The following is a 26,356-nucleotide window of genomic DNA, read 5'->3' as shown; positions in this document are numbered from 1 at the left end:
GCCGTCCTCAGACCTTGAGGCGGTAGCCGCGCTTGACGACGGTCTCGACCAGCGGGGCGCCGAGCGCGGCGCGCAGCCGGGTCACCGCCATCTCCACCGCGTGCCCGTCCCCGCCGCCGGGCAGCACCTGCACCAGCTCCGGCCGGGACAGCACCGTCCCCGGGCGGGCCGCCAGCGCCCGCAGCACCGCCATCGGGCCGGGGGCGAGCTCGACCAGCCGGCCGTCGACGACGGCGGCGGAGCCGCGCACCTGGACGTCGTGCTCGCCGACCCGCAGCACCGGGTCGCGCTCGGGCAGCCGGGCGACCACCTCGCGGGCCAGCGCGCCCAGCCGCGAGCGCTCCGGCTGCACCGACGCGATCCCGGCGGCGTCCAGCGGCCCGGCGGTCACCGGGCCGACCGCGACCGGCAGGACGCCGCCGGTCAGCGCGGCCACCAGCTCGGCCCGCCGGCCCAGCTCGTCGGCGACCGACAGCAGGCTGGCCGCGGCCGGCGCGCTGGTGAAGGTCACCGCGTCGACGCCGCGGGCCACGATGGCCGCCACCAGCCGGCGCACCGGCCCGACGTCCTCGGGCAGCACCCACCGGTAGACCGGCACGGTCACCACCTCCGCGCCGGTGCCGCGCAGCGCCTCGACGAAGTCCGGCAGCGGGTCGCCGTGCAGCTGGACGGCGATCCGGCGGCCCTCCAGCGGCCCCTCGGCGCCCGACAGCAGGTGCTCGAGGACCTCCGCCGACGACTCCGACGCCGGCGACCAGGCGTCGACCAGCCCGCCGCCGCGGATGGCCCCGCGCGCCTTGGGGCCTCGGGCCAGCACCCGGCTCGGCCGCAGGTGCTCCACCAGCGGCAGGTCCCAGGCGTCGGCGGCCTCGAGCCAGCCGCGGAAGCCCACGCCGGTCGTGGCCACCACCAGGTCCACCGGCCGCTCCAGCACCGCGCGGGTGGCGGCGACCAGCTCGGCGTCGTCGGCCAGCGGCACGATCCGGATCGCCGGGGCGTACACGACCCGCGCCCCGCGCCGCTCGAGCAGTGCGCCCAGCTCCTCCCGGCGCCGGGCGGCGGTCACCGCCACGGTGTAGCCCGCCAGGGGCAGCGGCTCGGCCGCGGGCTCGGGGGCGAGCTGGCTGTCGGTCACGACCCCATGGTGCGGGGTGGTCGTTGCGGGCGTGTGACCGGCGCCCGGCCCGTGACGGCCCTCACTCGAAGGCGTTCTGCAGCCAGCGGGCGAGCAGGATGCTGGCGTCGTCCTGCAGCAACCCGTCCTGGTGGTCGAGGAGGGCGTGCACCAGCCGCCGCGCGGTCTCCGGCGGCGACTGGCCGGCGGCCACCTCGCGGGTGAGGAACTCCACCAGCCGCTGCTCGCCGAACCACCGGCCCGCGGCGTCGCGCGCCTCGGTGACCCCGTCCGTGTACAGCGCCAGCCAGTCGCCCGGCTGCAGGGCCACCTCGGCGACGGCGAGCTCCCCGGTGCCGAGTCCGAAGGGCAGTCGCCGTCCGCCGGACAGGGTCTTGACCACCTTGCCCTCGCGGAGCAGGAGCGGCGGCGGGTGGCCGGCGTTGACGTAGCGCAGCCGGCCGGTGGGGACGTCGAGCTCGGCCAGCACACCGGTGGCGAAGGCGCTGCCGCCGAAGCACGTGGAGACGACCTCGTCGATGGCGCGGGCCTGGTCGTAGATGCCCCGCCCGTCCCGCCGGGTGCTCCGGTAGGCCGACAGCGCCGCCGCGGCCAGCAGCGCGGCGGCCAGTCCGTGGCCCATGGCGTCGAAGATCGCCACGGAGACCGTCTGCACCGACAGCGAGTAGTCGAACGCGTCCCCGCCGGTGTCGTAGGCCGGCTCCAGCAGGCCGGCCAGGACGAACGCGTCGCTGGCAGCGGTCAGGGGCGGCAGTTGCTGCCACAGCAGCTCGGCCGACGCCGTGCGCGGGCGGGTGCGCCGCACCGCCTCGAGTCCGTCGCCGTACTGCGCCATGCTGGCTATGAGGTGCCCGACCATCTCGGCCAGCCACCGGCACTCCTCGCGCAGGGCAGGGTCGTAGAGCTCTGGCTCCGCGCCGACCTGCACCTCCAGCACGCCCAGCCGCTCGGCGCCGTCCACGATGGGCACCCACAGCCGCGGCGTCCCCTGCCCGTCCGAGGGCAGCGGGCGGCCGGTCCGGAAGACCCGCCCGGGCAGCGTCGCGTCGATCGACAGGGACTCCCCGCGCGGCGTCCCCGGCGGCGTGAGCGGCCACAGCCGGCGCTGCTCGTGGTCGACCACGTGCACGGTGACCGCCACCTCCATCGCGCCGCCGGCCTGCGCGGCGAGCTCTCCGATGCGGTCCGGCGGAACGGCGTGCGCCGCCTCCACCAGGTGCAGCAGCGCCGCGAACGGCCCGCTGGCGGGGCGCCGCCGGCGGACGGGCGCGCTGTAGGGCACTCGCCGCTGGGTGAACAGCTCGTCGAGGCGCTCGTTCACCGTGTGCGCCAGCACGTTGTACTGGCTCTCCGGCAGCGTCGTCAGCCCCTCCAGGTGGCCTTCCAGGTCGAACAGGTCGGCCGTGCCGCCCAGCGCGAAGTACCGGGTCCAGAGCTCTTCCAGGGTCAGGTCGGCCAGCTCGACGGCCGAGCGCAGCGCCTCCTGCCGCTCGTCCGGCGAGGCCGGCCCGGGGCCGGCCATCAGCGTCGGCGGCGGACGGCGGAGTCGACGACCGCGCGGGCCACCTCCGGCAGCGTCCCGGACTCCTCACCGGAGCGGGCCAGCAGCATGCCGAAGGCGACCTCCTCGGTCACGCCGTGCCGGGCCATCAGCACCCCCTTGGCCGTGCTGACGAGGTCCCGCGAGCCGATGGCGTTCCACAGGCCCTCGCTCAGCCGCCGCGCCCGCTGGTGGGTCTGCACGTTCGCGACCAGGATCGCCGCCTGGGCCGAGAACATGCTCAGCCGCCGGGCGCTGTGGTCGTCGAACACCCACGGCCGGTCGGCGTAGACCTTGAGGGCTCCCAGCGAGACGTCCCCGGCCACCATCGGCGCGCTCATCGCCGAGCGCAGCCCCAACGGGGTCACCGCGTCGGCCCACCGCGGCCAGCGCCGGTCGGCCGCGAGGTCGTCCACGCGGACCAGCTGGCGCTCCGAGTGCGCGGCCAGGCAGGGGCCCTCACCCAGCTCGTACTGCAAGGAGTCGGCCCGCGCGACCAGCTCGTCGGTCGAACCGGAACTGCGCCGGCCGCGCTCGTCCATGACCGAGACACCGGCGCCGACCGCGCCCGGCACGGTGTCCTGGGCGAGCGAGCTGACCAGGCCGAGCGCGGTGGCCACGGTCTCCTCGGAGAGCAGGAGACCCGACATCCGGGCGAAGACGCCCGAGAGCTCGTCGGCGAGCGGGAGGGCCCGGGAAGGGTCCTGGGACACGGCGTACCTCATCCGTTCTGCCCCCGGCCCACCGGTGCTGGATGGGTCGGCGGCGACCTGCACAGGCTAACCGCCGGACGCCGGTCCCGGGGTCCCGTCGACGCGGACGTCGGCCCGCTCCCTCGTCCCCTCCGCGGCGAACGCGGCCGCCTCGGTGCGCTGCCAGCGCCGCCACTCCGGCTCGAGCGCGGGGCCGTCGCGGGCCAGCCCGCGCGCCAGGCGCACCTCCGGCGGCGCCTCCACCCAGATCCGCAGCACCGCCCACGGGTCGACCGCACGCGGGCAGCTGCCGCAGCCCTCGACCACGAGGACGTCAGCCGGCGGCACGGAGGTGGGGGAGCGGGAGAACCGGCCGGTCACCCAGTCGTACCGGTGGTAGGCGCCCGGCCGCCCGACGGCGAGCGGACGCAGCACGCCGGCGGCCAGCCGGGCGAAGGCCCCGGTCAGGGTCCACCCGGCGTAGAGGTCGTCCATGTGCACCACGGGCGCGTCCAGCAGCGTCGCCAGCCGGCCGGCCAGCGTCGTCTTGCCCGAGCCGGCCGGCCCGTCCACGCAGACCAGCCGGGTGCCACCCAGCCGCGGCGCCGCCGCGCGCACCCGGCCGGCCAGCACCGCGGCGGCGTCCTCCACGACGGGCACTCTGCCAGCCGGCGCGCGCCGCACCGTCGGCCACGGCCGCCCCGGCCTGCGACCATGGGGGCGTGCCGCCGTCCGCGCCCCCGCCCGTCTCCGCCGTCCCACGCCGCTGGCGGCTGCTGTGCGCCGCCGTCGCGCTCGTGGTCGTCGCCGTCATGACCTACGTCGGGCTGACCCTCGAGTCCCAGGTCTCCGGGGTGATCACCTACGGCACCGCCGACCAGGTCGCCGTCGTCGGCCTGGGGCTGGTCGCCGGGGCCGGGATCCTCGCGCTGGGCCGGCCGCGGGTGGACGCCGATGCCGCGGGCATCCGGGTGCGCAACCTGTTCGGGGAGCGCGCGGTGCCGTGGACGGCGATCCGGGCGATCCGGTTCGACACCCGCTTCAAGTGGGCCACCGTGCTGCTGACCAACGACGACGAGTTCTCCGTCCTGGCGCTGCAGGGGGCCGACGGGGAGCGGGCCGCCGCCGCCGTCGAGGGACTGCGTGCGCTGCTGGCCGCCGCGAAGGCCCAGCAGCCGGCCCGGCCGCCCCTGCTCTACGACGAGTGACCCCGGGAATGACCAGGACACGGTCGACGCTGTAGCATGTACGTGCCTCCCCGCTACACCGAGGCGCGCGAACCACCAGCGGCCCCGCCCCGGGCCGCTGACCAAGAGGAGCCCGCTCCCACCTGGCGTCGCCCCAGACGCCCAGGTCCCCGGATCGCGGTGGACCGGCCTCCGGCCGGTCGACCGCGGCGCGCGCGAGCCTGCGAGCTCGCGCACCCCGGAGAGTGGGCCCCGTGAGCACGACGCTCACGGGGCCTTCGTCTTCTCCGGCATCCGGCGGGCGCGACTCCTCACCGGGCAAGAGCAGAGGAGAGGCCATCACCGAGCCCCGCATCAACGACCGTATCCGCGTCCCCGAGGTCCGCCTGGTCGGCCCCGAGGGTGAGCAGGTCGGCATCGTGCCGATCGGCGAGGCGCTGCGCCTGGCCCAGGACGCCGAGCTCGACCTCGTCGAGGTCGCGCCCATGGCCCGGCCGCCGGTCGCCAAGCTGATGGACTACGGGAAGTTCAAGTACGAGTCCGCCCAGAAGGCCCGCGAGGCCCGGCGGAACCAGGCGCTCACCGTCATCAAGGAGATGCGGCTGCGCCTCAAGATCGACCCGCACGACTACGAGACCAAGAAGGGCCACGTCGAGCGCTTCCTCCGGAGCGGCGACAAGGTCAAGATCACCGTGATGTTCCGCGGCCGGGAGCAGTCCCGTCCGGAGATGGGCTACCGGCTGCTGCAGCGGCTGGCCGCCGACGTCGCCGAGCTCGGCGTCGTCGAGTCCAACCCCAAGCAGGACGGCCGCAACATGGTCATGGTGATCGCCCCGCACCGGAACCAGGCAGCGACCGATGCCTCCCGCCGCAGCGCGAAGGCGGAGAAGCAGGCGGCCGAGGGGCAGACCCCGCAGGCCTGAGCGGTCGCAGCGCAGGACCGCACCACCGAGACGGCCGGCGCCGTCGCGGCAGCTGCACGCTGCCGCGCGGCGCCGACACACACGAACGAGGACCGAGGACATGCCGAAGCAGAAGACCCACAAGGGCACCGCGAAGCGGATTCGCGTGACGGGCAGCGGGAAGCTCATGCGTGAGCAGGCCAACAACCAGCACAAGTTCGAGCACAAGTCCTCGCGCCGCAAGCGTCGGCTGGACCAGGACCAGGTCCTGTCCCCGGCCGACCACAAGAACATGAAGAAGCTGCTGGGCATCTGAGCCCCTGCCGTAACGAGAAGACAGGAGCCCTTCCGTGGCACGCGTCAAGCGGGCGGTCAACGCCCAGAAGAAGCGCCGGACGACCCTCGAGGCGGCCAGCGGCTACCGCGGTCAGCGTTCGCGCCTGTACCGCAAGGCCAAGGAGCAGATCCTCCACTCGGCCACCTACAACTACCGCGACCGCAAGGTGCGCAAGGGTGACTTCCGCAAGCTGTGGATCACCCGCATCAACGCCGCGGCCCGCCAGAACGACATGACCTACAACCGGTTCATGCAGGGCCTGAAGCTGGCCGGCATCGAGCTCGACCGCCGCGTGCTGGCCGAGCTGGCCGTCAACGAGCCCGCCGCCTTCGCCGCCCTGGTGGAGACGGCCCGAGCCGCCGTGGCCGCCGCCCCGGCCGGCGGTCAGGCCGCCTGAGAAGGACCTCCTGCTCCCGCAGGAGGGCAGTACCAGCAACCACCCGACGCCGTCGGTGCCGGTCCCCGCGACCGGCGCCGGCGGCGTCGGTCTGCGTGGAGCCGGGGAACCGGCGAGATCCTGCGATCTCGCACGCTGCCGGGCCGGAGACGGTGCGAGATCGCGCGATCTCGACCGAAGTGAGGAGGACGTGTGGAGCCGCTGACCGAGCGGTCCGCGCGGGTCGCAGCCGCGCGCAAGCTCACCCGGCGCGCCGGCCGGGACGCCGCCGGCCTGTTCCTGGCCGAGGGCCGCCAGGCCGTCGCCGAGGCCCTCGCCGACCCGGCCGGGGTGCGCGAGGTGTTCGCCACCGCGGCGGCCGCGGCCGCGCACGCCGATCTGCTGGCCGGGACGCCGGTGCCCGTGCGGCCGGTGACCGAGAAGGCGGCCGCGTCGCTGTCGGAGACGGTCACCCCGCAGGGCCTGGTCGCCGTCTGCGCGCTGCGCGACGTGCCGGCCGACGCCGTGGTGAACGCCCCGCCGTCCTTCACCGTCGCCCTGGCCGAGCTGGCCGACCCGGGCAACGCCGGCACCGTGCTGCGGACCGCCGACGCGTGCGGCGCCGGGGCGGTGGTCTTCGGCGCGGGCTCGGCCGACCCCTACGGCGGCAAGGCGGTGCGCTCCAGCGCCGGCAGCCTCTTCCACGTCGACGTCGTCCGGCGGGCGTCGCTGCCGGAGCTGCTGCCGCGGCTGCAGGCCGCCGGGGCGACCGTGCTCGCCGCGGACGGCGGGGGAGAGGCCGCCCTGGACGAGGTCGCCGCCGACGGCCGCCTGGCCGGCCCGGTCGTGTGGCTGTTCGGCAACGAGGCCCGCGGCGTGCCGGGAGAGCTGGCCGCGCTGGCCGACGCGCGGGTGCGCATCCCGATGCGCGGCCGGGCGGAGAGCCTCAACCTGGCCGCCGCCGCGGCGATCTGCCTCTACACGACCCAGCTCGCCCAGCGCTGAGGGATCACCGCTCGGTGGCTCCCGACGGGGCTGCCGGGCGCTCGTAGCGGCGCAGGGCGGCGGTCCGGAGCAGCTCGGCGAAGTCCGCGCCGTCCTCGGGGAAGACGCTCACCCCGACCCGGACCCCGGCCGGCAGCTCCGTGCCGTCGAGCCGGACCGGCCCGCGCAGCGCCTCGAGCAGCTCACCGGCGATCCGGTGCGCCTCGACGCCGGCGGTCCGCGGGTCCAGCTCGCGCAGCGCCACCACCAGCTCGTGCCCGCCGAGCCGGCCGACCAGGTCTCGGCGGCGCAGCACCGCCCGCACCCGCTCGGCGACGCTGCACAGCAGGTCGTCACCGGTGCCGTGGCCCCACGCGTGGTTGGCCGCGATCACGCCGTCGACGTCGACCAGCAGCAGGGCGAGCGCGTCGTCGCCCGCGCGGGCGCTCCAGATCGCCGTCTCGACCTCGTCGGCCAGCCGCCGCCGGTCGGGCAGCCCGGTCAAGGGGTCGGTGCCGGCCAGCGCCTCGAGCCGGGCGCGGTAGCCGGAGGCGCGGTCGCGCTCCCGGGCCAGCGCCCGCTCCGCCTCGACCCGGGCGGTGACGTCGACCTGGACACCGATGTACCGCGCGACCTCGCCGTGCGGACCGGGGACCGGGGTCAGGTGCAGCTCGTTCCACCACGGCGTCCGTTCGGGCCCGCGGTGGTTGAGCACGGTCACCCGGCACTCCTCGCCCGCGGCGATCGCCCGGCGCACCTCGGCGACCGCGACCGGGTCGGTGTCCGGCCCCTGCAGGAAGCGGCAGTTGCGGCCGAGCACCTGCTCCCGCGGGAGGCCGGCGAGCCGCTCGAAGGCCGGGTTGACGTAGACCAGCGGCTGGTCGGGCAGCGAGACGTCGACGATCGTGATCCCGCTGGGGGTCGCCTCCAGCGCCCGGTGCAGCAGCGTGTCGGCCGTGGCCGGGCCGACCGGGACGGCGGAGGGCGCCGCGGGGGCCGGCGTGGCTTGCCACGGTGCCGCACCGGCCCGGGGCGCCACCCGGGCCAGCAGCGCGGCGGCGGCCCGGACGACGGTGTCGCGGTCGTAGGTGAGGGCGTAGACGAACCGCCGCTGCTCGTCGGGGCCGTCGTCGCCCAGGTCGCGGGCGAGCAGCGCCGCGGCGAAGTGCGGGCCGAGGACGGCGACGTCCCACTCGCCGCGGACGGGGTCGGCCGGGTCGAGCGCGGCGCCGCGCAGCCCGGGCAGGGGCTCGATCGGCAGGTCCTCGCCGAGGGCGCAGACGAACCCGGTGCGCTCGACCAGGTCGCGGTAGCGCTGCGCGGTCGACGGCGTGAAGTGCCGGGCCTCCTGGAAGGTCGCGGCCACCACCGACGCGGGGCCCAGGCGCAGCGCCTCCCGCTCCAGCTGCTTGGACAGCTCGATGAGCAGCGCCTTGGGGGCCTGCCTCAGCCGCACGTCGTCGGGCAGGCAGGCGAAGGGGGAGACGGCGGCGTCCTCGGTGACGGAGTCCGCCCGCTGCGAGGGCAGGGCCAGTGCCGCCGTCGCCGCGCCGGGGACCGGGCCGGGGCCGGGGCGCCCGAACAGCCAGCCCTGGCCGAGGGTGGCGCCGAGGGCCCGGGCCATCGCCAGCTGCTCGGCGTCCTCGATGCCCTCGGCGAGCACGACCGCGCCGGTGCGCTCGGCGTGCGCGTTGACCGCGTTCATGATCTCGGCGATCACCGGGCTCGGCCGCTCCTGCACCAGCCGCAGGTCGAGCTTGACCACGTCGGGGCGCAGCAGCGGCATGAACGCCAGCGACATCGGCTCGGCGCCCACGTCGTCCACCGCGACGCCCCAACCCACCTGCCGCACCCGTTCGACGGTGCGCAGCAGCTCCGCGGGCCGGGCGGCCAGCGCCCGCTCGGTGATCTCCAGGACCACCCGCAGCCCGCCCGGCGCCCCCGAGGCGATGCCGAGCAGCTCCTCCATCGGCGCGCGGTCGAGCACCTCGGGCTCGACGTTGACGAAGAGGGTGAGCGGCGCGGTCAGCCCCTGCGCCAGCGCGCCCTCCAGAGCCGCCGCGCGGCAGGCCGCGTCGAGCTCGGCCAGCCGGCCGGCCGCGCGGGCGGCGGCGAACAGCGCGTCGGGCCGCTCCAGCGGTCCCTCCGGGCCGCGGGCGAGGGCCTCGTAGGCGACGACCCGACCGGAGTCGAGGTCGACGATCGGCTGGAAGACGCTGCGGACGGCGCCGCGCCGCAGCACGTCGTCGAGTGCGGTCGAGGAGGTTCCCACGCGCACGTCATCGGACACCGCGGCCCCGATGATGAGCCGGAACGGCGTGGCTCATCCCATCGGAGGAGGTCAGGCGGGCAGCGCGATGAGCACGACCGCGGCGCCGGCCGCCGCGAGGCCGGCGACCTGGGTGCCGGCCAGCCGTTCCCGGAGCACCACCTGGGCCAGGACGACGGTGCTCACCGGGTACAGCGAGGCCAGCACGCCGGTGACGGCCAGCTGCCCCTGCTGCGTGGCGAGCAGGAACAGCGCGTTGGCCGCCATGTCGGCGACGCCGGCCAGCAGCACGATCGGCAGTGCGGTCCGGGGCGTGCGCAGCGACCGGCCGGCCGACAGCGCCACGACGACGACCAGCGCCACCGAGACCACCCGGGCGGCCACCAGCGGGCTGAGCGCGGCCGCCTCGTCCGTGCGGTCGAGCAGCACGAAGAACACGCCGAACCCCGCGCCGGCGGCCAGCGCCGGCACCAGGCTGGCGGGACGGGCATGGCGCAGCGACCCCAGGCCCTCCTCGGCGGCCACGAGGACGACGGCGACCAGCGCCAGCCCGATGCCGACGCCGGCCCACCACGGCATCCGCTCGCCGAGCAGCAGCCCGCCGATCACCGGCAGCGCGGCCGCCGACACCGCCGTCACCGGGGCGACGACGCTCATCACGCCGCCGGCCAGCGCCCGGTAGAACAGGACCAGCCCGGCCGCTCCGGCCACGCCCGCGGCCGCCCCCCACGCCAGGTCGGGCAGCGTCGGGTCCCCACCGAGCCAGGGCAGCAGGACCAGCAGCGCGGTCAGCCCGGCGGCCTGTGACAGCGCGACGACGGCGAACGCGGTCGCCCGCCGGGAGGCCAGACCCCCGCAGAAGTCGGCCATCCCGTAGACCACCGCGCTGGCCAGCGCCAGCAGCACCGCCACAGCAGACCTCCGCCCCGGCACGCCCGGTGCGCACCCCGCCTCCCGGTTCTAGCACCCGGCCGGCGGCCGGCCCCCGCCCTCCCGGCAGGTCGGCAGACACGCTGCGGGATCTGGCACCTCTCCGGCGAGACCGCCGATCTCCCACGCACGTGCACGCCCCTCCCTGCGAGATCGCCGATCTCGCCGGACGGGGCTGGTCGCGCAAACCCGTGCGCGGGGCCCCGGCACCGGCGGGCAGAATGGCCTCCCGTGTCTGGCGCCAACGACCCCTACGACCCCAAGCAGGTCGCCGCCCTCTCCGCCGAGGCCCTCGAGACCGCCGTCGCCGAGGCCCAGAAGGCGTTCGCGGAGGCCGGTGACCTGGAGGCGCTCGCCGCCGTCCGGCCGGCCCACCTCGGCGACCGGGCGCCGGTGCTGCTGGCCCGCCGCGAGCTGGGCGCCCTGCCCCCGGCGGCGCGGTCGGACGCCGGCAAGCGCGTGAACGCCGCCCGCGTCGCCGTCACCGAGGCCTACGCCGCCCGCCTCGCCGAGCTCGAGGCCGAGCGCGACGCCCGGGTGCTGGCCGAGGAGCGGGTCGACGTGACCCTGCCCTGGGACCGCACCCCCCGCGGCGCCCGGCACCCGCTGACCACGCTCACCGAGCGGATCGCCGACGTCTTCGTCGGGATGGGCTACGAGGTCGCCGACGGCCCCGAGGTCGAGGCCGAGTGGCTGAACTTCGACGCGCTCAACATCGGCCGCGACCACCCGGCGCGCACGATGATGGACACCTTCTTCATCGCGGGTGGGCGGGACCAGGACGAGGACTCCGGCCTGGTGCTGCGCACGCACACCAGCCCGGTGCAGGCCCGCACGATGCTCTCGCGCACCCCGCCGATCTACGTGGTCGCGCCCGGCCGCGTCTACCGCACCGACGAGCTCGACGCGACGCACACCCCGGTGTTCCACCAGATCGAGGGCCTGGCCGTCGACCGCGGGCTGACCATGGCCCACCTGCGCGGCACCCTCGACCAGCTGGCGCGCACCCTGTTCGGCGCGGACGCGGTCACCCGCTGGCGGCCGTCGTACTTCCCGTTCACCGAGCCGTCGGCGGAGTTCGACGTCTGGTTCCCCGAGCACCGCGACGGCCCGCGCTGGGTGGAGTGGGGCGGCTGCGGCATGGTCAACCCCCGGGTGCTGGTGGCCTGCGGCGTCGACCCGGACGAGTACAGCGGCTTCGCCTTCGGCCTGGGCATCGAGCGCGGCCTGATGTTCCGGTCGGGGATCACCGACATGCGCGACATGGTCGAGGGCGACATCCGGTTCACGACGGCGTTCGGGGCCGAGCAGTGAGCCGACAGCGAGTGAGCACCGCAGCGAGCGCCAGCGAGCGAGGAGCGGAGCGAGCGCGGAGGCGAACCGTGCCGTCGACGACCACGACCGACCGGATCAGGACGGAGCAGCAGTGAGGGTCCCCATCGGCTGGCTGGCCGAGCACGTCGACCTCCCCGGGGGGATCCCGGTCGAGGACCTCGACACCGCCTTCGTGCGGCTCGGCCTCGAGGTGGAGGCCGTCCACCGGCCCGAGGAGGTCAGCGGCCCGCTCGTCGTCGGGCGGGTGCTGGAGGTCGAGGAGCTGACCGGCTACAAGAAGCCGATCCGCTTCTGCCAGGTGGACGTCGGGGAGGGCGAGCCGCGGGGCATCGTCTGCGGCGCCACCAACTTCGCCACCGGGGACGCCGTCGTCGTCGCGCTGCCCGGCGCCGTCCTGCCCGGCGGGTTCGCGATCGCCTCACGCAAGACCTACGACCGGATCTCCGACGGGATGATCTGCTCGGTCCGCGAGCTCGGCATCGGCGAGGACCACGCCGGGATCCTGGTGCTCGGGGACGACGCCCCCGGGCCCGGCACCCCGGCCGGTCCGGTCGTCGGGCTGGACGACGTCGTCATCGAGCTGGCCGTCACCCCCGACCGCGGCTACTGCCTGTCGATGCGCGGCATCGCCCGCGAGATGGGCACCGGCCTGGGCGTCGACTGGCGCGACCCGGGTGCGGTCACCCCGCCGGCCTGGTCGGGCGAGCAGGCGTGGCAGGTCGCCGTCGAGGACGCCGACCGCTGCGACCGGTTCTCCATGATCGCCCTCGAGGGGCTGGACCCGACCGCGCCGAGCCCGTGGTGGATGCGCCGCCGGCTGGCGCAGTCCGGCGTCCGCAGCATCTCGCTGGCCGTCGACGTCACCAACTACGTGATGCTCGAGCTGGGCCAGCCGATGCACGCCTTCGACCGGGAGCGGGTGCGCGGCCCCATCGTGGTGCGCCGCGCGCGGGCGGGGGAGCGGTTGACCACCCTCGACGGCGCCGACCGCGCGCTGGACGCCGACGACCTGCTGATCACCGACGACTCCGGGCCGATCGGCCTGGCCGCGGTCATGGGCGGGGCGTCCACCGAGATCGGCGACACCACGACCGACGTGCTGCTCGAGGCGGCCCACTGGGAGCCGACCGGAGTGGCCCGCACCGCCCGCCGGCACCGGCTGCCCAGCGAGGCGGCCAAGCGCTTCGAGCGCGGCGTCGACCCGGAGATGACCATGGTCGCCCTGGCCCGCGCCGCGGCGCTGCTCGGCGAGTACGGCGGCGCGAAGGTCGTCGGCACGCCGGTGGACGTCGACACCCGCGGCCCGCGCCCGACCATCACCCTGGACCCCGGGCTGCCCGGCCGGGTCGCCGGCGTGCCCTACCCGCCGGCCCAGGTCGTGGAGCTGCTGGCCACGGTCGGCTGCTCCGTCGACGGGGACGCCGGGCCGCTCGCGGTCACCCCGCCGTCCTGGCGCCCCGACCTCACCGACCCGGCCGACCTGGTCGAGGAGGTCGTGCGGCTGGCCGGCTACGACGACGTCCCGTCGGTGCTGCCCACCGCGCCGCCCGGCCGGGGGCTCACCGAGACCCAGCGCCGGCGCCGCGCGATCGGCCGCACCCTCGCCGAGGCCGGCTACGTCGAGGCGCCGTCCTACCCGTTCGTCGGGACCGCCGTGCTCGACGCCCTCGGCCTGCCCGAGGACGACCCGCGCCGCGAGGTCGTGCTGGTCCGCAACCCGCTGTCGGAGGAGGAGCCGGCGCTGCGCACCACGCTGCTGCCCGGGCTGCTGGCCGCGCTGGCCCGCAACCTCTCCCGCGGGCAGCGCGACGTCGCGCTGTTCGAGCACGGCGCGGTGTTCCCCGGCGGGGTTCGCACGCCCGCGCCGCTGCCCGGCGTCGACCGGCGTCCGGACGACGAGACCCTCGCCGCGCTGCTGGGCGCGGTGCCGGAGCAGCCGTGGCACGTCGGCGTGGCGCTGGCCGGCAACCGCGAGCCGCGCGGCTGGTGGGGGCCCGGCCGCCCGGCGGTCTGGGCCGACGCGGTGGAGGCCGCGCGCCGGGTGGCCGCCGCTGCCGGCGTCGAGCTGACCGTGCGCGCGGGGGAGCGGGCGCCGTGGCACCCCGGGCGTTGCGCCGAGCTGCTGGTCGGCGACCGGGTCGTGGGGCACGCCGGCGAGCTGCACCCGCGGGTGTGCGCGGCGCTGGACCTGCCGCCCCGCACCTCGGCGATGGAGCTCGACGTCGACGCGCTGCCGGCCGCGCAGGTCCCCGTCGGGCCGCGGATCTCCACGTTCCCGCCGGTGCTGGTCGACGTCGCCCTCGTGGTCCGCGACGAGGTGCCCGCCGCCGAGGTGGCCGCCGCGCTGCGGGAGGGCGCCGGCGAGCTGCTGGAGTCCCTGCGGCTCTTCGACGTCTACACCGGCCCGCCGGTGCCGGCCGGGTCCCGCTCGCTGGCCTACGCGCTGACCCTGCGGGCGCCCGACCGCACGCTCACCAGCGAGGAGGCGACCGGGGTGCGCGACGCCGCGGTCGCGGCCGCCGCCGAGCGGACCGGCGCACAGCTCCGTGGCTGACCTCGCCGGCCAGGTGGCCCTGGTCACCGGGGCCTCCTCCGGCATCGGCCGGCACCTGGTGCAGGGGCTGGCCGAGCGGGGTGCCGCGGTGGCCGGCCTGGCCCGGGGCGGCGAGCGGCTGGCCGCGGCGATGGACGAGGTCGCCGCGGCCACCGGGGCGCGCACGCTCGCCGTGGCCGCCGACGTCACCGACCGGGCGGCGGTGGACGAGGCGGTCGCGCGGGTCCGGGAGGAGGTCGGCCCGGTCGACCTCCTGGTCAACAACGCCGGGGTCATCGACGCCGCCGAGGAGCCGCTCTGGGAGGCCGACCCGGACCAGTGGTGGTCGGTGGTGGAGAGCCACGTCCGCGGCGCGTTCCTGCTCTGCCGCGCCGTGGTGCCGTGGATGGTGCTGCGCAACCGCGGCCGGGTGGTGGACCTGGCCAGCGGCATGAGCGTGCGCGCCCGCCCCGAGTACTCGGCCTACTCGGTGGCCAAGACCGGGCTGATGCGGATGACCGAGGCGCTGGCCGGCGCGCTGGAGGGGTCCGACGTCCGCGTCTTCGACGTCGCGCCGGGCGTCGTCGACACCCCGATGACCCGCGCCATGCCGATGTGGCGGGGGTTCACCGCCTGGACGCCGCCGGAGCAGGTGGTCGACCTGGTGACGGCGATCGCCGGCGGGGAGCTCGATGCGTGGTCGGGCCGCTTCCTGCGGGCCGGCGTCGACGACCCCGCCGTCCTCCGCGGGACCACCCCGGCCGACGCCGCCCGCCAGCTGCGCCTCCAGCCCTACGGGGACGGCGACCCGCTGGCCTGACCGGGCCGGTGCAGCGCCACCCCGGCGACGACGAGCACGACCCCGAGCACCTCCCGCGCGTCGGGCACCTGCGCCAGGACGACGAGGCCGATGACGGTCGCGGTCGCCGGCAGCAGGGAGACGAGCAGCGCGTAGGTCGCCCGTGGCAGGCGGGCCATGGCCAGCTGGTCGCAGACGTAGGGGACCACGGAGGAGGCGACGCCGACGCCGAGCGCGGCCAGCAGGGCTGCCGGGTCGGCGAACGCCGGTGCGGCGTCCGCGATCCCCACCGGCGCCGCGACCGCCGTCGCCACGAGCATGGCCAGCGCCAGGCCGTCCGCCCCGGCCAGCCGGTCGCTGCGGGCCACCCGGTGACCCAGGACCACGTACGCGGCGAACAGCACCGCGTTGGCGGCGGCGAACGCGAAGCCGAGGGCCGCGCCGCCCAGCCGCACGTCCGTGAGCAGGGCGACCCCGACCACGGCGCCGGCCAGGGCGGCGAGGTTGCGCCCGGTGCGGGCTCCCAGTGCGGCGAGCGCCACCACGGGGAGGAACTCGATCGCCGCGACCGTGCCCAGCGGCAGGCGGTCGATGGCCAGGTAGAAGCAGCAGTTCATGGCCGCCAGCACCGCGCCCCAGGCGGCCAGCAGCCGGCGCGTCGCGCGGTCCAGCTGCCGCAGGCGGCGCCACGGTCGCCGCCACAGGCCGAGGACCACGGCCGCGGTCGCGATGCGCAGCCAGGCCACGCCGAGCACGTCCACCCGCGCGAACAGCAGGACGGCGCAGGCGGGACCGAGGTAGTGGAAGACCGCACTGACGAGGAACCACACGTGCGGCGGGACGCGGGTCGAGGCGGGCAGGGTCGTCGGTCGGGCCATGCACCGAGCCTCGGAGGCACGAGAGGCGGACACCAGGCGCGATCGAAGGCCAGGATGGCGGTGTGCCGTCGAGTCGCACGCCCAGGATCCGCCTCGACCTCCCGGACGGGAGGTCGGTGCTCGACGACGTCAACCGGGAGCTCCTGCGGCTGCTCGACGAGGACCCCCGGTGCAGCGCGGCCGAGCTCGCCCGCAAGGTCGGGATGTCGCCACCCGCCGTCCGTGAGCGGATCGCCCGCCTGGAGCAGACCGGCGTGATCCGGGGCTACCGGCTGGACGTCGACCCGGGCGCCCTGGGTCTCCCCGTCGCGGCGTGGGTGAGGGTCCGGCCCGGCCCCGGGCAGTTGCCGCGGGTCGCCGAGCTCGCCGCACGGGTCCCGGAGGTCGCCGAGTGCCACCGGGTGTCCGGAGAGGACTGCTTCCTCCTGCGCGTGCACGTGCCGTCGGTCGCCGCCCTCGAGGGCGTGCTGGACCAGTTCCTGCTGCACGGGCAGACCACCACGTCGATCGTCGTCGCGACCCCGGTCCCGCCCCGGGCCCCCGCGCCGGGGTCGGCCACCATGGACGCAGCCCGCTCGCCTGGCGCGCCGTAGGAACAGGAGGCAACACCTACGTCCGGCGGCAGCGAGACCTGGGCATGGCCTCCGCTGCCCTGGCCCGCCGGATACTCCGGTGAACGTTCATGCATGGTCGTGTATGGTCATGCATCGTGAGCACAGGGCAGACGTGGACGGTCGGGGTCACCGGCGCCACCGGGTACGCGGGGGGTGAGGTGTGCCGGCTGCTGGCCGGGCACCCCGACCTGCGGTTGGCCGGGGTGCACGCCAGTTCCAGCGCCGGCCGACGCCTGGGTGAGCTGCAACCCCACCTGCTGCCCTACGCCGACCTCGAGGTGCAGCCCAGCGCCGCGGCCGACCTGGCCGGCTACGACGTCGTCGTCCTGGCCCTCCCGCACGGGGAGTCGGCGGCGATCGCCGCGCAGCTGCCCGAGGACACCCTGGTCATCGACTGCGGCGCCGACCACCGGCTCAACGACCCGGCCGCGTGGGCGCGGTGGTACGGCGGCGAGCACGCCGGGTCCTGGCCCTACGGCCTGCCGGAGCTGCCCGGCCAGCGCGAGCGGCTCGCGGGCGCCCGGCGGATCGCCGTCCCCGGCTGCTACCCGACCTCGGTCACCCTCGCGGTGGCGCCCGCGCTGGCCGCCGGTCTCGTCGAGCCCGACGTCGTCGTGGTCGCCGCCAGCGGCACCTCCGGCGCGGGCAAGTCGGCCAAGCCGCACCTGCTGGGCAGCGAGGTCATGGGCTCGGTGAGCGCCTACGGCGTCGGCGGCGTGCACCGGCACACCCCGGAGATGGTGCAGAACCTCTCCCAGGCGGCCGGCGCCCCGGTGAGCGTCAGCTTCACCCCGACGCTGGTACCGATGAGCCGCGGCATCCTCGCCACCTGCTCGGCGCCGATCAGCAGAACGGACGGCTCTGTCACCACGGCTGCCGCACGGGCTGCCTACGAGAAGGCCTACGCCGACGAGCCGTTCGTGCACCTGCTCCCGGAGGGGCAGTGGCCGACGACGGCGCAGGTCCTCGGGGCGAACACCGTCGCGCTGCAGATCGCGGTCGACGCCGACGCCGGCCGGCTGGTCGTCGTCGCCGCCGTCGACAACCTGACCAAGGGCACCGGGGGAGCGGCGATCCAGTGCGCCAACCTCGCCCTCGGCCTGCCCGAGACCACCGGGCTCCCCGTCGTGGGGGTGGCACCGTGACCACCACGGCCCCGAAGGGCTTCCGGGCCGCCGGCGTCGCGGCCGGCCTCAAGAGCACCGGCGCGAACGACGTCGCCCTGGTCGTCAACGACGGCCCGGACGACGCCGCCGCCGCGGTCTTCACCACCAACCGCTTCCCGGCCGCGCCGGTGCAGTGGAGCCGGCAGGTCCTCGCGACCGACCGGGTGAAGGCGGTCGTCCTCAACTCCGGCGGGGCCAACGCCTGCACCGGGGCCGAGGGCTTCGGCGACACCCACGCCACCGCCGAGCACGTCGCCGCGGAGCTCGGCATCGGCGCGATCGACGTCGCGGTCGCCTCCACCGGGCTGATCGGCGTCCGGCTGCCGATGGACAAGCTGAGCGCCGGGGTCACCGCCGCGGCGGAGGCGCTGAGCACCGACGGCGGTCAGGACGCCGCGCTGGCGATCATGACCACCGACAGCGTCCCGAAGACGACGGTGCAGGCCCGCGACGGCTGGACCGTCGGCGGCATGGCCAAGGGCGCCGGCATGCTCGCGCCCAGCCTGGCCACGATGCTCGTCGTCCTCACCACCGACGCGGTGGTCGACGCCGGCACCCTGCAGGCGGCCCTGGAGGAGGCCACCAGCGTCAGCTTCGAGCGGGTCGACTCCGACGGCTGCCTGTCGACCAACGACACGGTGATCGTCATGGCGTCGGGCGCCAGCGGGGTCACGCCGTCCGCCGAGGAGGTCGCCGAGGCGCTCACCGCCGCGGCCACCGACCTGGCGATGCAGCTGCTGGCCGACGCCGAGGGCTCGACCAAGGACATCGCGATCACCGTCCGCAACGCCGCCAGCGTCGAGGACGCGCTGACCGCGGGCCGGGCCTGCGCGCGCAACAACCTGCTCAAGACGGCGCTGTTCGGCAACGACCCCAACTGGGGCCGGGTGCTCGCCGCGATCGGCACGACAGACGCGGCGTTCGAGCCCGACCGGGTCGACGTCACCATCAACGGCGTCACCGTCTGCCGGGGCGGCGCGATCGGCGACCCGCGGGAGCTGGTCGACCTCACCGGCCGCGCGATCACCATCGACGTCGACCTGAGGGCGGGTACCGAGCAGGCGACGATCTGGACCAACGACCTGTCCATCGCCTACGTCCACGAGAACTCGGCCTACTCCACATGAGCACCCCCGAACCGGAGCCGCACGTGACGACGGTGCACGACCCGCAGGCCCAGGACCCCACCCCGCCCGACGTGCGCGTGGACGAGCTCAGGCCCCCGAAGAAGGTCGGCACCCGCCGGGTCATGCGCACCTACGACCCCGAGGGCGACCGGCGGAAGATCGCCGTCCTCACCGGCGCCCTGCCGTGGCTCAAGGAGTTCCACGGCAACGTCGTCGTCGTGAAGTACGGCGGGCACGCCATGGTCGACGAGGAGTGCCGGCGGGCCTTCGCCGAGGACATGGTCTTCCTGCGGACCTGCGGCATCCACCCGGTCGTCGTGCACGGCGGCGGCCCGCAGATCACCGAGATGCTCGGCCGGCTCGGCATCGAGAGCGAGTTCCGCGGCGGCCTGCGGGTGACCACCCCCGAGACGATCGACGTCGTCCGGATGGTGCTGACCGGCCAGGTCACCCCCGAGGTCGTCGGCCTGATCAACCAGCACGGCCCGCTGGCCGTGGGCCTGTCGGGGGAGGACGGCGGGCTGTTCACCGCCGCCCGCACGCACGCGCTGGTCGACGGCCGGCCGGTGGACGTCGGCCTGGTCGGCGACGTCGTCGCGGTCGACCCGACGCCGGTGACGGCGCTGCTGGAGTCCGGGCACATCCCGGTGGTCGCCACCGTCGCCCCCGACGCCGACGGCGTGGTGCACAACGTCAACGCCGACACCGCCGCGGCCGCGCTGGCCGTCGCGCTCGGCGCGGTCAAGCTCGTCGTCCTCACCGACGTCGAGGGGCTCTACGCCGACTGGCCCGACCGGGACTCGCTGGTCCAGCAGATCGACGCCGCGGAGCTGGCCGAGATCCTGCCCGGCCTGGACGCCGGGATGGTCCCGAAGATGACCGCCTGCCTGCGGGCGGTCAACGGCGGGGTGAAGCGGGCGACCGTCGTCGACGGCCGCTCGCCGCACGCCCTGCTGCTGGAGATGTTCACGACGGAGGGCACCGGGACGATGGTCGTCCCGGCTGCGGCTCTGGACACGGCGCACCGGGAGGAGCCGGCATGACCCGCACGGAGGAGCTGGCCACCCGCTGGTCGGCCGTGATGATGAGCAATTACAAGACCCCGCCGGTCGCGCTCGCACGCGGCGCCGGGGCCACCGTCTGGGACGTCGACGGCCGCGAGTACACCGACCTGCTCGGCGGCATCGCGACGACGATCCTCGGGCACGCCCACCCGAGGGTGGTCGAGGCGATCACCAAGCAGGCGCAGACCCTCGGGCACGTGTCCAACCTGGCCATGCACGAGCCCGGCGTGACCCTCGCCGAGCGGCTGCTCGAGCTGGCCGGCCGGCCCGGCCGGGTGTTCTTCTGCAACTCCGGCGCCGAGGCCAACGAGGCCGCGTTCAAGATCAGCCGGCTCACCGGGCGGCCCGAGGTGGTCACAGCCGAGGGCGCGTTCCACGGCCGGACCATGGGCGCGCTGGCGCTGACCGGGCAGCCGTCCAAGGCCGCGGCGTTCGCCCCGCTGCCCGGCGGGGTCCGGTACGTGCCCTACGGGGACGCCGACGCCCTCGCCTCGACCGTCTCCGAGCGGACGGCGATGGTGCTGCTCGAGCCGATGCTGGGGGAGGGCGGCGTGCTGCCCGCGCCCGCCGGCTACTTGACCACGGCGGCGCAGACCGCGCAGGACGCCGGTGCGCTGTTCGCCGTCGACGAGGTGCAGACCGGCACCGGCCGCACCGGGCACTGGTTCGCGCACCAGGCCGACGGGCTCCAGCCGGACGTCATCACCCTGGCCAAGGCGCTCGGCGGCGGGCTGCCGCTCGGGGCCACGCTCGCCTTCGGGCCGGCGGCCGACCTCATGACCGCCGGCTCGCACGGCTCCACCTTCGGCGGCAACCCGATCGCCGCCGCGGCCGCGCTCGCGGTGCTGGACACCATCCGCGACGAGGGGCTGCTGGAGCGGGCCAAGGAGATCGAGCACCGGTTCACCGCCGGCATCGAGGGCCTGGGGCACGCGGGGGTCACCGGAGTGCGGGGCAGGGGCGCGCTGCTGGGCGTCGTCCTCACCGCGCCGGTCGCCGGGGCCCTGGAGGCTGCCCTGCGGGACGCCGGGTTCCTCGCCAACGCCGTCGCGCCCGACGTGCTCCGGCTGGCGCCGTCCCTGGTGCTCACCGACGCGCAGGTCGACGCCTTCGTCGCGGCCCTGCCCGCCGCCCTCGACACCGCGTTCCAGGAGTCCCCCCAGTGAGCCCCAGACACTTCCTCAGGGACGACGACCTCACCCCCGCCGAGCAGGCCGAGGTCCTGGCGCTGGCCGCCGAGCTCAAGCGGACCCGGCACACCGCCGAGGCACCCACCCCGCTCGCCGCGCCGAACGGCGTCCCGCGGGCCGTGGCGGTGCTGTTCGACAAGCCCTCCACCCGCACCCGGGTGTCCTTCTCCGTCGGCGTCGCCGAGCTCGGCGGGTACCCGCTGGTCATCGACGCCGGCTCCAGCCAGCTGGGCCGCGGCGAGCCGGTCGAGGACACCACCCGCGTGCTGGACCGGCAGGTCGCCGCCATCGTCTGGCGCACCTTCGGCCAGGAGCGCATCGAGGCGATGGCCTCGGTCAGCCGGGTCCCGGTGGTCAACGCGCTCACCGACGAGTACCACCCGTGCCAGATCCTCGCCGACCTGCAGACCATCGCCGAGCGCCGGGACTCCCTCGCCGGGCTGACGATGACCTACCTCGGCGACGGCGCCAACAACATGGCGCACTCCTACCTGCTCGGCGGCGCCACCGCCGGCATGCACGTGCGCATCGGCTCCCCGGAGTCCTTCCAGCCGTCCAAGCAGGTGCTCGAGCGCGCCGAGGAGGTCGCGGCGCAGACCGGCGGCTCGGTGCTCTGGACTCCCGACGCGGCCGCCGCGGCCGACGGCGCCGACGTCCTGACCACCGACACCTGGGTCTCGATGGGGCAGGAGGACGAGTACGACGCCCGCGTGGCGCCGTTCCTGCCCTACGCGCTGGACGAGGCGGCGCTGGCCCGGGCCGCGGACGACGCGATCGTGCTGCACTGCCTGCCGGCCTACCGCGGCAAGGAGATCGCCGCCGAGGTGATCGACGGGCCGCACAGCGCCGTGTGGGACGAGGCGGAGAACCGGCTGCACGCCCAGAAGGCGCTGCTCACCTGGCTGCTGGCGCGATGACCGGCGCCGTGACCCGCTCGGCCCGCCAGGCCCGCATCCGCGCCCTGATCGAGGCCCAGCCGGTCACGTCGCAGTCGCACCTGGCCGGGCTGCTGGCCGAGTCGGGCATCGAGGTCACCCAGGCCACGCTCTCGCGCGACCTGGAGGAGCTCGGCGCGGTCAAGCTCCGCGGCTCCGACGGCGCTCCGGCGTCCTACGTGCTGCCGCCGGAGAACGCCCCGCTGCGGCCGGCGCAGACCGCACCGGCGCGGCTGACCCGGCTGCTGGCCGACCTGCTCACCAGCGCCGAGGGCAGCGCCAACCTCGCCGTGCTGCGCACGCCGCCGGGCGCCGCGCAGTTCCTGGCCTCCGCGCTGGACAAGGTCGGCCTCCCCGACGTCCTGGGCACGATCGCGGGGGACGACACTCTGCTCGTCGTCTCCCGCGACCCCGACGGCGGCGCGGCCCTCGCCGGACGCCTGCAGGCGCTCGCCGAGCGCACGCCCGCCGTCTACCCCGAACTGCAGTCGGACCTGGAGGAAGACCACCCGTGAGCTCGGCACCCTCGGACACCCGGCTGTGGGGCGGCCGCTTCGGCGGCGGTCCCTCGCCGGCCATGGCGGCCCTGTCCAAGTCGACCCACTTCGACTGGAAGCTGGCGCCGTTCGACCTGGCCGGCTCCCGGGCGCACGCGCGGGTGCTGCACCGGGCCGGCCTGCTCACCGACGACGAGCTCGCGCAGATGGTGCGGGCCCTCACCGAGCTGTCCAACGAGGTCGAGGCGGGCACCTTCGTCGCCCTGGAGTCCGACGAGGACGTCCACGAGGCGCTCGAGCGCGGGCTGTCGGCCAAGCTCGGCCCGCTCGGCGGCAAGCTGCGCGCCGGCCGCAGCCGCAACGACCAGATCGCCACCGACCTGCGGCTGTACCTGCGCCACCACGTCCGCGCGCTGGTCGGCGAGCTGGCCTCGCTGGAGTACGCGCTGGTCGGCCTCGCCGAGCGGTACGCCGACGTCGCGGCGCCCGGCATGACGCACCTCCAGCACGCCCAGCCGGTGCTCATCGCCCACCAGCTGCTCGCCCACGCCCACGCGCTGTCCCGCGACGTCGACCGGCTGCGCGACTGGGACCGGCGCACCGCGGTCAGCCCCTACGGCTCCGGCGCTCTGGCCGGCTCGTCGCTGCCGCTGGACCCGGACGCCGTCGCCGCCGAGCTCGGCTTCGACCGCGCCTCGGACAACTCGATCGACGGCGTCAGCGACCGCGACTTCGCCGCCGAGTTCTGCTTCGCCGCGGCCCTGATCGGCGTCCACCTCTCCCGGCTCGGGGAGGAGGTCGTCCTCTGGACGTCGACGGAGTTCGGCTGGGCCCGGCTCGACGACGCCTGGGCGACCGGGTCGTCGATCATGCCGCAGAAGAAGAACCCCGACATCGCCGAGCTGGCCCGCGGCAAGTCCGGCCGGTTCGTCGGCAACCTGACCGGGCTGCTCACCACGCTCAAGGGGCTGCCGCTGGCCTACGACCGCGACCTGCAGGAGGACAAGGAGCCGGTCTTCGACTCCATGGAGCAGCTGCTCCTGCTCCTGCCGGCGGTCACCGGCATGGTCGCGACGCTGACCCTGCGCCCCGAGGTCCTCGAGGCCGCGGCGCCGCAGGGCTTCGCGCTGGCCACCGACGTCGCCGAGTGGCTGGTCCGCCAGGGCGTGCCGTTCCGGTCAGCACACGAGATCAGCGGCGAGATGGTCGCGTTCTGCGAGGGCGCGGGCCTGGAGCTCGACGGGCTGGACGACGACCAGCTGGCCGGCATCGACGAGCGCCTGACGCCCGAGGTCCGGTCGGTGCTGTCGGTGCGCGGCGCGCTGGCCGCCCGCAAGGCCCGCGGTGGGACGGCGCCCGAGCGGGTCGCCGAGCAGCTGACCTCGCTCGCCGAGCTCGCCCGGCAGCACACCGAGTGGGCGTCGTCCTCACCCGTGGCGGCGGCGCTCTGAGCGCTCCGTCCCCCGGGCCGCTGCTCACCGCGGACGAGCTCCTCGGGCCGCCGGAGGCCGTGGCCCCCACGCTGCTGGGCTGCTGGCTGGTCACCGACCGGCCCGAGGGACGGGTGGCCCTGCGGCTGACCGAGGTGGAGGCCTACGCCGGCAACGGCGCCGACCCCGCGGCGCACTCGCACCGCGGGCCGACGCCGCGGGCGGCGATCATGTTCGGCCCGCCCGGCCGGCTCTACGTGTACTTCAGCTACGGCGTCCACTGGTGCGCCAACGTCGTCGTCGGCCCCGAGGGGCACGGGTCCGCGGTGCTGCTCCGGGCGGGGGACGTCGTCGTGGGGGAGGAGCTCGCCCGCGCCCGCCGTCCTGCCGCCCGGACGGCACGGGACCTCGCCCGCGGCCCGGCCCGGCTCACCCAGGCCCTCGCGATCGGGCCGGAGGACAAGGCGGCCGACCTGCTGTCCCCGGGCAGCACGGTCCGGCTGCACCGACCGCCCCCCTCCCGGCCCGCGCCGCCCGCCGCGGTCTCGGCGGGCCCGCGGGTCGGCATCAGCGTCGCGACCGAGCTGCCCTGGCGGTTCTGGGAGACCGGCGCCGAGTCGGTGAGCGTGTTCCGTCCGGGGGGTCGGCCCCGCCGGCGCGGCGCGAGGCAGGATGGTCAGTCGTGAGCGACGTGATCGACGAGCTGCACCGGCGTGGGCTGATCGCCCAGAGCACCGACGAGGAAGCACTGCGGGCGCACCTCGCCGAGGGGCCGGTCACGTACTACGCCGGCTTCGACCCGACCGCGCCCAGCCTGCACGTCGGGCACCTGCTCCAGTTCATGGTGCTGCGGGCCCTGCAGCGCGCCGGGCACCAGCCCGTCGTCCTGGTGGGCGGGGCCACCGGCCTGATCGGCGACCCGCGCCCGTCGGCCGAGCGCCAGCTCAACGACCGCGAGACGGTCGCCGAGTGGGTGAGCCGCATCCGGGAGCAGGTGGCGCCCTTCCTCGAGGTCCCCGCGGAGACCGACGGGTCCAAGGGGCCGGTCTACGTCGACAACCTGGAGTGGACGGCGCCGGTCTCGGCGATCGACTTCCTGCGCGACCTCGGCAAGCACTTCCGGGTCAGCCAGATGCTGGCCAAGGAGGCGGTGTCGGCGCGACTCAACTCGGAGGCGGGGATCAGCTACACCGAGTTCAGCTACCAGATCCTCCAGGCCAACGACTTCCGCGAGCTGCACCGCCGGCACGGGGTGACGCTGCAGACCGGCGGCTCGGACCAGTGGGGGAACCTCACCGCCGGCATCGACCTCGTCCGCCGCACCGAGGGCGCGCGGGTGCACGCGCTGTCGACCCCGCTGGTGACGAAGTCCGACGGCACGAAGTTCGGCAAGTCCGAGGGCGGCGCCGTCTGGCTCGACCCGACGCTCACCTCTCCGTACGCCTTCTTCCAGTTCTGGCTCAACGCCGACGACGCCGACGCCCGCGCCTGGCTGCCGCTGTACTCCGAGCGGCCCGCCGACGAGGTCGAGGCACTGATCGCCGAGAGCGTGGAGCGCCCGGCCGCCCGGACCGCCCAGCGGGCACTGGCCGAGGAGCTGACGCTGCTCGTGCACGGGGCGGACGAGCTGCGCCAGGCCGAGGCCGCCGGCCGGGCGCTGTTCGGCCGCGAGGACCTCGCCGCCCTCGGGCCCGAGACGCTGGGTGCGGCCCTGCGCGAGGCGGGCTCGGTCACCGTGGACGGCGAGACCCCGACGATCGCCCACCTCCTACAGCAGACCGGCCTGGTCGGCAGCCTCTCCGAGGCCCGGCGCACGGTGAAGGAGGGCGGGGCCTACCTGAACAACGAGCGGGTGACCGACGCCGACGCCGTGCCGGGGGAGGAGAGCTGGCTGCCCGGGGGGTGGCTCGTGCTGCGCCGGGGCAAGCGATCGGTGGCCGGCGTGCACCGCGGGAGCAGGGCCTGACCTGCATGTGAACGGCGTGTGACGTCCAGGTCTCGGCCAGGTGTCAGGCGTCACCTCGCATCGGTTTGACACCGGCATCCCACGCACGTAACTTTCTCTCTGCGCCCGGCGAGACCGGAAGCGGGAGGCGGGAACAGACCCCGCGGACCGCCGGTTGGACCGGGTGCCGATCGCTCAGCAGACGGGCGGTCCGCGGGACTGGCTCCCGAGGGTCACCGACTGCACAGGGCTTCGCCGCCCGCGGCGGGACGGCCAGGGTCACAGACCCGCGGCTTGACAGTCACGGCGAGCGGCGTAACGTGGAAAAGCCGCCTGGAACGAGGGCCGGAAGGCCGGGTGTCCAGCGCGTCCGCTCCTTGAGAACTCAACAGCGTGCCGAAAGTCAGTGCCAAGTAACAACCCCTTTGTGGGTTTCTTTGGGTTGATGGATGTCGAGAGTGCCAACTCTTGGTTCTCGCCCGGATGCAAAT

At 75.7% G+C, this 26,356-nt stretch carries 25 protein-coding genes; 18 read left to right on the top strand and 7 right to left on the bottom strand.

Annotated features, from left to right (window positions below):
• Nucleotides 1-7 precede the first annotated feature (7 nt).
• From ACI789_RS23190 to ACI789_RS23175, 4 genes are all read right to left on the bottom strand, one after another.
• Nucleotides 8-1,135: a uroporphyrinogen-III synthase gene (locus ACI789_RS23190; RefSeq protein WP_457011885.1), complete on the bottom strand. Its 1,128-nt coding sequence runs from the start codon at nt 1,133-1,135 to the stop codon at nt 8-10.
• Nucleotides 1,136-1,196: 61 nt separating this feature from the next.
• Nucleotides 1,197-2,657 carry a PP2C family protein-serine/threonine phosphatase gene (locus ACI789_RS23185; protein WP_457011883.1) on the bottom strand — a complete coding sequence of 487 codons (1,461 nt, stop codon included), beginning with the start codon at nt 2,655-2,657 and terminating at the stop codon, nt 1,197-1,199.
• Nucleotides 2,657-3,388: a GAF domain-containing protein gene (locus ACI789_RS23180; RefSeq protein ID WP_457011881.1), complete on the bottom strand. Its 732-nt coding sequence runs from the start codon at nt 3,386-3,388 to the stop codon at nt 2,657-2,659. Before ACI789_RS23180 ends, ACI789_RS23185 begins: the two co-directional genes overlap by 1 nt.
• Before the next feature lie 66 nt (nt 3,389-3,454).
• A complete protein-coding gene (locus tag ACI789_RS23175) occupies nt 3,455-4,018 on the bottom strand; it encodes a uridine kinase family protein (protein ID WP_457011879.1) in 564 nt (187 codons plus the stop codon).
• 71 nt (nt 4,019-4,089) lie between these two features.
• On the opposite strand from ACI789_RS23175, the gene ACI789_RS23170 reads away from it, so the two are divergent.
• The 5 genes from ACI789_RS23170 to ACI789_RS23150 all read left to right on the top strand — a co-directional run bounded on the left by ACI789_RS23170 (nt 4,090) and on the right by ACI789_RS23150 (nt 7,174).
• The gene (locus ACI789_RS23170; protein ID WP_457011877.1) at nt 4,090-4,575 is read left to right on the top strand and encodes a PH domain-containing protein; all 486 of its coding nucleotides are present in this window, start codon (nt 4,090-4,092) and stop codon (nt 4,573-4,575) included.
• Nucleotides 4,576-4,808: 233 nt separating this feature from the next.
• On the top strand, nt 4,809-5,477 hold the full coding sequence (gene infC / locus ACI789_RS23165; protein WP_456920421.1) for a translation initiation factor IF-3: 669 nt from the start codon (nt 4,809-4,811) through the stop codon (nt 5,475-5,477).
• Nucleotides 5,413-5,772 carry a 50S ribosomal protein L35 gene (gene rpmI, locus ACI789_RS23160; protein ID WP_457011875.1) on the top strand — a complete coding sequence of 120 codons (360 nt, stop codon included), beginning with the start codon at nt 5,413-5,415 and terminating at the stop codon, nt 5,770-5,772. Before infC ends, rpmI begins: the two co-directional genes overlap by 65 nt.
• Before the next feature lie 34 nt (nt 5,773-5,806).
• Entirely contained in the window at nt 5,807-6,190 is a 384-nt protein-coding gene (gene rplT, locus ACI789_RS23155; protein WP_091327155.1) for a 50S ribosomal protein L20, read from the top strand.
• Nucleotides 6,191-6,382: 192 nt separating this feature from the next.
• On the top strand, nt 6,383-7,174 hold the full coding sequence (locus ACI789_RS23150; protein WP_457011874.1) for a TrmH family RNA methyltransferase: 792 nt from the start codon (nt 6,383-6,385) through the stop codon (nt 7,172-7,174).
• A 4-nt stretch (nt 7,175-7,178) separates the two neighbouring features.
• On the opposite strand, the gene ACI789_RS23145 is transcribed toward ACI789_RS23150, so the two are convergent.
• Nucleotides 7,179-9,425 (bottom strand): EAL domain-containing protein, encoded by a 2,247-nt coding sequence (locus tag ACI789_RS23145; RefSeq protein WP_457011873.1) that lies wholly within the window; start codon nt 9,423-9,425, stop codon nt 7,179-7,181.
• Nucleotides 9,426-9,494: 69 nt separating this feature from the next.
• Nucleotides 9,495-10,334 carry an EamA family transporter gene (locus ACI789_RS23140; RefSeq protein ID WP_457011871.1) on the bottom strand — a complete coding sequence of 280 codons (840 nt, stop codon included), beginning with the start codon at nt 10,332-10,334 and terminating at the stop codon, nt 9,495-9,497.
• A gap of 249 nt (nt 10,335-10,583) precedes the next feature.
• On the opposite strand from ACI789_RS23140, the gene pheS reads away from it, so the two are divergent.
• From pheS to ACI789_RS23125, 3 genes are all read left to right on the top strand, one after another.
• Nucleotides 10,584-11,666 (top strand): phenylalanine--tRNA ligase subunit alpha, encoded by a 1,083-nt coding sequence (gene pheS / locus ACI789_RS23135; protein ID WP_457011869.1) that lies wholly within the window; start codon nt 10,584-10,586, stop codon nt 11,664-11,666.
• Between the two features lie 112 nt (nt 11,667-11,778).
• Nucleotides 11,779-14,241 carry a phenylalanine--tRNA ligase subunit beta gene (gene pheT / locus ACI789_RS23130; protein WP_457011868.1) on the top strand — a complete coding sequence of 821 codons (2,463 nt, stop codon included), beginning with the start codon at nt 11,779-11,781 and terminating at the stop codon, nt 14,239-14,241.
• Nucleotides 14,234-15,040: an SDR family NAD(P)-dependent oxidoreductase gene (locus tag ACI789_RS23125; protein WP_457011866.1), complete on the top strand. Its 807-nt coding sequence runs from the start codon at nt 14,234-14,236 to the stop codon at nt 15,038-15,040. The genes pheT and ACI789_RS23125 overlap by 8 nt, the downstream gene beginning before the upstream one ends.
• Here the strand turns inward: ACI789_RS23125 and ACI789_RS23120 are convergent.
• Nucleotides 15,013-15,897, bottom strand: a complete 885-nt coding sequence (locus ACI789_RS23120) for an EamA family transporter (protein WP_457011864.1) — start codon at nt 15,895-15,897, stop codon at nt 15,013-15,015. The genes ACI789_RS23125 and ACI789_RS23120 overlap by 28 nt on opposite strands.
• A 116-nt stretch (nt 15,898-16,013) precedes the next feature.
• Between ACI789_RS23120 and ACI789_RS23115 the strand changes: the two genes are divergently transcribed.
• The 10 genes from ACI789_RS23115 to tyrS all read left to right on the top strand — a co-directional run bounded on the left by ACI789_RS23115 (nt 16,014) and on the right by tyrS (nt 25,886).
• Nucleotides 16,014-16,490, top strand: coding sequence for an Lrp/AsnC family transcriptional regulator (locus ACI789_RS23115; protein ID WP_457011862.1), 477 nt, complete (start codon nt 16,014-16,016; stop codon nt 16,488-16,490).
• 116 nt (nt 16,491-16,606) lie between these two features.
• Nucleotides 16,607-17,656: an N-acetyl-gamma-glutamyl-phosphate reductase gene (gene argC, locus ACI789_RS23110; RefSeq protein ID WP_457011861.1), complete on the top strand. Its 1,050-nt coding sequence runs from the start codon at nt 16,607-16,609 to the stop codon at nt 17,654-17,656.
• Entirely contained in the window at nt 17,653-18,804 is a 1,152-nt protein-coding gene (gene argJ, locus ACI789_RS23105; RefSeq protein WP_457011860.1) for a bifunctional glutamate N-acetyltransferase/amino-acid acetyltransferase ArgJ, read from the top strand. Before argC ends, argJ begins: the two co-directional genes overlap by 4 nt.
• Nucleotides 18,801-19,847 (top strand): acetylglutamate kinase, encoded by a 1,047-nt coding sequence (gene argB / locus ACI789_RS23100; RefSeq protein ID WP_457011858.1) that lies wholly within the window; start codon nt 18,801-18,803, stop codon nt 19,845-19,847. The genes argJ and argB overlap by 4 nt, the downstream gene beginning before the upstream one ends.
• On the top strand, nt 19,844-21,034 hold the full coding sequence (locus ACI789_RS23095; RefSeq protein WP_457011857.1) for an acetylornithine transaminase: 1,191 nt from the start codon (nt 19,844-19,846) through the stop codon (nt 21,032-21,034). The genes argB and ACI789_RS23095 overlap by 4 nt, the downstream gene beginning before the upstream one ends.
• A complete protein-coding gene (gene argF / locus ACI789_RS23090; protein WP_457011856.1) occupies nt 21,031-21,975 on the top strand; it encodes an ornithine carbamoyltransferase in 945 nt (314 codons plus the stop codon). The genes ACI789_RS23095 and argF overlap by 4 nt, the downstream gene beginning before the upstream one ends.
• Entirely contained in the window at nt 21,972-22,508 is a 537-nt protein-coding gene (locus ACI789_RS23085) for an arginine repressor (protein ID WP_457011855.1), read from the top strand. The genes argF and ACI789_RS23085 overlap by 4 nt, the downstream gene beginning before the upstream one ends.
• Nucleotides 22,505-23,941, top strand: a complete 1,437-nt coding sequence (argH, locus tag ACI789_RS23080; protein WP_457011854.1) for an argininosuccinate lyase — start codon at nt 22,505-22,507, stop codon at nt 23,939-23,941. The genes ACI789_RS23085 and argH overlap by 4 nt, the downstream gene beginning before the upstream one ends.
• Entirely contained in the window at nt 23,905-24,606 is a 702-nt protein-coding gene (locus tag ACI789_RS23075; RefSeq protein WP_457011852.1) for a DNA-3-methyladenine glycosylase, read from the top strand. Before argH ends, ACI789_RS23075 begins: the two co-directional genes overlap by 37 nt.
• Nucleotides 24,603-25,886: a tyrosine--tRNA ligase gene (gene tyrS, locus ACI789_RS23070; RefSeq protein ID WP_457011850.1), complete on the top strand. Its 1,284-nt coding sequence runs from the start codon at nt 24,603-24,605 to the stop codon at nt 25,884-25,886. Before ACI789_RS23075 ends, tyrS begins: the two co-directional genes overlap by 4 nt.
• Nucleotides 25,887-26,356: the final 470 nt, after the last annotated feature.

The sequence above is a fragment of the Geodermatophilus sp. SYSU D00965 genome, from assembly GCF_054050075.1.
This window is presented reverse-complemented; position numbering and strand designations above follow the sequence as displayed.